Source organism: Streptomyces sp. NPDC006265, from assembly GCF_040613555.1.
Classification (GTDB): domain Bacteria; phylum Actinomycetota; class Actinomycetes; order Streptomycetales; family Streptomycetaceae; genus Streptomyces.
On the sequence record NZ_JBEXSH010000697.1, the window covers coordinates 1 to 4,955 of the forward strand.

Below are 4,955 nucleotides of genomic sequence, written 5' to 3' on the forward strand. Positions count from 1 at the left end.
GATCTGGTCAAGACCCGAGAATCCCGGACATCTGCCGCGGGGGCGGACGTCCGGGGTTCGTGGGTGTGTCGGTGAGCGGTGACCGGCGCGGGGTGGTGCGCGGTGGTCAGCGCGGGGTGTTGCCGAGGCGGTCGAGCCGCTCGTCCACACCGTTGCGCAGCTCGCCGAGGGTCGTGCCGGCGGGGGCCACCGTCGGCGTGGTGGACGGCGGCTGGATCTCGTCCGCGCAGGTCGTGCCGCGTGCGGGGACCTTCCGGTCCACCAGGTAGCCGGTCACGGCGTCCGTCGCGCAGGCGCTGCGCCCGAAGGCGGTGTGCCCCTCGGCCCTGAAGGTGAGCAGCCGGCCGTTGTCGAGCTGCCGGGACAGGGCCACGGCGTCCTGGTAGGGGGTGTCCGGGTCGCCGGTGGTGCCGAGGATCAGGATCGGCGCGGAGCCCTTCGCGCGGAAGGAGCCGTCGTAGCGGCTGACCCTTTCACCGGTCCACTGGGCGCAGGTGGTGGCGTGCTGGTGGTCGTAGAGCGGCGGGCCGTACGCCAGGGCCGGGCCGAGCAGCGGGGCCAGCCGGGCGTTGGTGGTGACCTGCCGCTTCAGCAGGGCCGGGTCACGCGGGTAGTCCCTGTCGACGCATTCGACCGCGATGTTCGGGTTGAGGAAGTCGTAGCTGGCCGGGGACGGCGGCCGCAGCAGGAACGAGGTGTTGTCGCGCTGCTGGGCCTTGCGCAGGGCCTCGCCGAGGGAGGGCCAGATGACCTTGCCCTCGTTGATGTTGAACAGGAGGCGGTAGACGAGGGTGTAGCCGTTCGCCGTACCGCCGTTGGCCGTCGGGACGGGGCTGGCGTCGAGGTCGGCCTTGAGCTTCTCGAAGGCGGCCCGGGGGTCGTCGCCGCCGAACCCGCAGTCGCCCTGGTTCGCCTCGCACCAGTTGAGGAAGCGGCCCATCGCGCCGTCGAGGGCGAGGTACTGGGGCCGGTCGTAGGCGTAGGGCCGGTTCGCGTAGTGCTCCGCGTCGTAGGCGCCGTCCAGGACGAGGGCGCGCACCCGCTGGGGGAACAGGGCGGCGTAGACGGTGGCGATGTAGCTGCCGAACGAGCGCCCGTAGTAGGTGAGTTGCTCCTCCCCGAGGGCCTCGCGCAGCAGGTCGATGTCGCGGGCGACGTACTCGGTGCCCACGTACGGCCGCAGCTCGCCCGCCCGGTCCTGGCAGGCCTGGTCGAATGCGGCGCCCTGGCGCACGGCGGTCGCGTAGGCGTCGGGGCCGGGGACGCCCCTGGCCGCGGTGATGGCCTGGGTGAACGTCGGGTCGTCCCAGCACTCGACCTGCGAACTGCGGGCGACACCGCGAACGTCGTAGCCGAAGACGTCGAAGGAGTCGCGCAGGGCGGCCGGCAGGTCGGCGTAGTTGCCGCGCACGAAGTCCACGCCGGAGTTGCCGGGGCCGCCGGGCTGGAGGAACAGCGTGCCCTTCTTCTTGCCCTGGTCGGCGGCCTTCTTGCGGATGACCGCCAGGGTGATGGTCCTGCCCTGCGGGTCACGGTAGTCCAGCGGAACGTCGGCGTTCGCGCACTCGAAGCCGCCCTGGCAGTCGGACCAGGCCAGGGACGGCACGGGCGGCGGCCCGGTCCTCTGGTCCGGCTGGGCGGCCATCGCCTGGGCGGAGGTTCCGGCCATGACGAGGGAGACCGCGGCGGCGAGGGCGAGTCTCAGGCGGGGAAGGTGTCTGCCCGCGCCGGTCCGGTCCGGTCCGGGGTCGGGTCTGGTCACTGTGGTGTTCCCCCTCGGGCGGGTGTGCTGTGGTCTTCGGTGCTGCTGTCGGTCGTTGAAGTTTTCAGCTCATGAGGCCCAGGGGAGGGGGTCGATGCGAGTTCGTAGCCGTTTCAAGACGTGATCTCCCCAGTACCCGGAGGTAGTTGCGGTGTCGTTCACGTGGGGAACGACTTCACGGCCGTCCTCGCATCTCCTCACGCGGCGTCACCACCTTCAGCCGCTCCGGCTGCCGGGAAGTCCACTGTCCCGGCCCACATTCCGGCCGTAGCACCCAGACCGTGCCGCCGCGCACGTCCGTGATGACGCCGCGCCGACGGGCGATCTCGTTGCGGACCAGGTCACCCACCCAGGGCGTGCGCCCCCCGGTCATCGGCGCGCCTTCGCGAGCAGCTCCGCCCACACCCGCTTGCCCCAGGGCAGTTGGTCGACGCCCCAGTCCGTCGCCAGTGTGTCCACGAGCGCGAGGCCGCGTCCGGTCTCGGCTTCCTCATGCGGCTGCCGAAACTCCGCTCACGTCGGCGTCGTGGGACGCGCCGGTCGCGGTGTTCGTGACACGTACGACGAGATCCCCCCGGTACGCCACCCGCCGCACGGAGCCGTCCGGGTGGGTGTTCAGCACCCGTTGCTCCACCTCGTCGACGACGGGTTCGCCATGGACGGAGAAGTCGCACCGCACGCCGGCGCCGACGTCCCACGGCGCGGAGGGCGCGGGCTCCCAGCCGGGCGCGGTCGGCCGGGCCGCGGCGGAAGCGAACTCCCAGCCGGGCCCGTGCGCGGCGGAGGCGGGCTGCGTGCCGAGGAGCACGGCCGCAAGTGCCAGTGGGGCGAGGAGGGTTCGGCGCATGGTTCTCCCTGGGTGGACGGGTGGAAGGAAGGTCGCCGAAGTCTCTCCGCCGCTTCTGACCAAAGCCTCACCACGCCCGGCCGGGGCGACGGCTGCACGGCTACGCTGCCGGGCACCGGCCGGACGAGGCCGCCGCCGCTCTCGACGAGGCCCGGCAGTTCCGTACCGACCTGTACGCCTGCCTGACCGACCCGCAGGACGGCCGGGCCTTCAAGGCGGTCGCCGGAGTGGTGGAGGAGGCCGCGCGAGGCTCGGTCCTCACCCGGCGGGAGGACGGCCTGGCGTGCTGGCGGCCGTCCCCCTCGGCAGGCCTGCGGCTGCCCCTCCACGCGGTGGCCCGCCCGGCGGGCGAACTGCTCGCCGATCCACGCCGCTTCACCGTCCGCGGCTGCCCCGGCCGCGACTGCGGCTGGCTGTTCCTCGACGAGAGCGGGCGGCGCAGATGGTGCAGCCTGGGGACGTGCGGGGCGGGGAGGACGTCGGGCGGCGGCTGACGGCGGACCGCAACCGGCCCCTGCGCCTCTGCGCCTCTACGCCCCTTCACTTCTGCGCCCCTTCGCCCCTTCGCCCGTCACGCCCCCGGAACCGGTCCGTAGCCGTCAGTACCGCCGCCGTCGTGGAGGCCCCCGACAGCCCGTGCCCCTCGTCGCCGATCAGCACGAGTTCCGCTTCCGGCCACACCTGGGCCAGTCGCCACGCGACGTCCACCGGCCCGCTGATGTCCATCCGGCCGTGGATCATCACGCCCGGGATGCCGGCCAGCCTCCCGGCGTCGCGCAGCAGCGCCCCGTCGTCCAGGAAGGCGGCGTGCCGCCAGTAGTGCGTGACGAGGCGGGCGAAGCGCATCCGGAAGAGCGGGTCGTCGTAGCGGGGGTCGGGCCGGTGCCCGGGCCGGGTGGAGACGTGTACGTCCTCCCACCGGCACCACTCCCGCGCGGCCCGCTCCCGTACGGCCGGATCGGGGTCGGCGAGCATCCTGGCGTAGGCGTCCACCAGACTCCCGTCGCGCTCCGCCGCGGGTACGGCGTCCCGGAAGCGGGCCCACTCCGCGGGGAAGATCCGCCCCATGTCCCGGGTGACCCACTCCACCTCGCGCCGCGTGGTGCTGGTGACGCTGAACAGGACCAGCTCGGAGACGGAACCGGGGTGCTGCTCGGCGTAGGCCAGCGCGAGGGTCACGCCCCAGGACCCGCCGAGGACCAGCCACTCCTCGATGCCGAGGTGCTGCCGCAACCGCTCGACGTCGGCGATGAGATGGTGCGTGGTGTTGGCGGCGAGCGAGGTCCGCGGATCGGCGGCGTCGGGCGTACTCCGGCCGCAGCCGCGCTGGTCGAGGAGCACGATGCGGTACGCCGCCGGGTCGAACAGCCGTCGCCAGAACGGGCCCGCCCCCGAACCCGGACCGCCGTGCAGCACGAGGGCGGGCTTGCCCGCGGGATTGCCGCAGGCCTCCCAGTACACGCGGTTGCCGTCACCGACGTCGAGCATGCCGTGCGCGTACGGCTCGACACCGGCGGGATAGAGCTCGGCCATGCGAGAGGTCCTCTCCGAAGCGGTGACGGGGGGCGCGCCTACTTGATCGCGGTCCAGCCCGTCGGAGTCACCTTGTAGTGGTCCCCGTCGTCGGCGTCCATCCGCGAACTGGCGTGCACATGCACGTAGTCCCGCTCCAGCTGGTAACGGAAGCCGCCCATCATGCCGACCACCGTGAAGACGACCTTCACGGCGGGGCCCTCGGTGAGGGGTGCCAGCGGGGGCAGCAGGTGTTCGATCTCGTCGAAGCACCGGCCGGTCGACTCCCGCATGAGGGTGTGGACGTGGTGCTCCAGGGCGTCCGGCGGGGAGGGCAGGGGCCGCACCGTGACCGGTTCGAGGAGGTCCAGCAGGTGCGTGTGCCCCCGCTCCCGGGCGATGTCGACGGGGCGACGGCCATCGCGGGCGCGCTGGGTGCGCCAGGCGCCGTGCGCGATCAGCCGGGACACCACGGCGAAGTCCGCGCCGTGCCAGGCCGCCTGGTGCAGCGGGGAGAAGCCGCTGCGGTTCCCGGGCCGGGGCAGGTTGACCCACTCCGGCCGCTCTCCCAGCACCTCGAAGAGACGGTTCCACGCGGCGTCCCGGGCCATGTCCGAGAACTCGTCCCGCTGGTCCAGGTACCACTGGTTGAAGCGATCGCGGTCGGTGAGGCCGTCCCATTGCAGCAGCATGATCACCCGGTCACGCTAGCGGAGCCCGGCAGAGGCCCGTGAGGTGCCTGCCCCACGGTCACGGCTCGGCCCCCGCCCACGCCGAACTCCTCTTCGCAGCGCCCCAGCAGCTCCCGCACCGCCGGACTCCGTCCACCCCGCC

The 4,955-nt window shown here is 72.9% G+C and carries 6 protein-coding genes; 1 reads left to right on the forward strand and 5 read right to left on the reverse strand.

Features of this window, described 5'->3' with window-relative positions; genetic code table 11:
- Positions 1-106: 106 nt before the first annotated feature.
- The 3 genes from ABZ281_RS37750 to ABZ281_RS37760 all read right to left on the reverse strand — a co-directional run bounded on the left by ABZ281_RS37750 (position 107) and on the right by ABZ281_RS37760 (position 2,609).
- Positions 107-1,669 carry an alpha/beta hydrolase gene (locus ABZ281_RS37750; protein WP_356662549.1) on the reverse strand — a complete coding sequence of 521 codons (1,563 nt, stop codon included), beginning with the start codon at positions 1,667-1,669 and terminating at the stop codon, positions 107-109.
- 268 nt (positions 1,670-1,937) lie between these two features.
- The gene (locus ABZ281_RS37755) at positions 1,938-2,135 is read right to left on the reverse strand and encodes a hypothetical protein (RefSeq protein ID WP_356662546.1); all 198 of its coding nucleotides are present in this window, start codon (positions 2,133-2,135) and stop codon (positions 1,938-1,940) included.
- 117 nt (positions 2,136-2,252) lie between these two features.
- Positions 2,253-2,609, reverse strand: a complete 357-nt coding sequence (locus ABZ281_RS37760) for a hypothetical protein (RefSeq protein ID WP_356662547.1) — start codon at positions 2,607-2,609, stop codon at positions 2,253-2,255.
- 92 nt (positions 2,610-2,701) lie between these two features.
- On the opposite strand from ABZ281_RS37760, the gene ABZ281_RS37765 reads away from it, so the two are divergent.
- A complete protein-coding gene (locus ABZ281_RS37765; protein ID WP_356662550.1) occupies positions 2,702-3,103 on the forward strand; it encodes a CGNR zinc finger domain-containing protein in 402 nt (133 codons plus the stop codon).
- 46 nt (positions 3,104-3,149) lie between these two features.
- Here ABZ281_RS37765 and pip read toward each other — a convergent pair whose 3' ends face one another.
- Entirely contained in the window at positions 3,150-4,142 is a 993-nt protein-coding gene (gene pip, locus ABZ281_RS37770) for a prolyl aminopeptidase (RefSeq protein WP_356662548.1), read from the reverse strand.
- A gap of 38 nt (positions 4,143-4,180) precedes the next feature.
- A complete protein-coding gene (locus ABZ281_RS37775; protein WP_356662551.1) occupies positions 4,181-4,813 on the reverse strand; it encodes an ankyrin repeat domain-containing protein in 633 nt (210 codons plus the stop codon).
- Between the last annotated feature and the right edge of the window lie 142 nt (positions 4,814-4,955).

Bases quoted from the DNA above. Each gene is read 5' to 3' on its own strand.
- ABZ281_RS37775 (WP_356662551.1), bottom strand. From the start codon at position 4,813: ATGCTGCTGCAATGGGACGGCCTCACCGACCGCGATCGCTTCAACCAG.
- ABZ281_RS37760 (WP_356662547.1), bottom strand. From the start codon at position 2,609: ATGCGCCGAACCCTCCTCGCCCCACTGGCACTTGCGGCCGTGCTCCTC.
- ABZ281_RS37755 (WP_356662546.1), bottom strand. From the start codon at position 2,135: ATGACCGGGGGGCGCACGCCCTGGGTGGGTGACCTGGTCCGCAACGAG.
- pip (WP_356662548.1), bottom strand. From the start codon at position 4,142: ATGGCCGAGCTCTATCCCGCCGGTGTCGAGCCGTACGCGCACGGCATG.
- ABZ281_RS37750 (WP_356662549.1), bottom strand. From the start codon at position 1,669: ATGGCCGGAACCTCCGCCCAGGCGATGGCCGCCCAGCCGGACCAGAGG.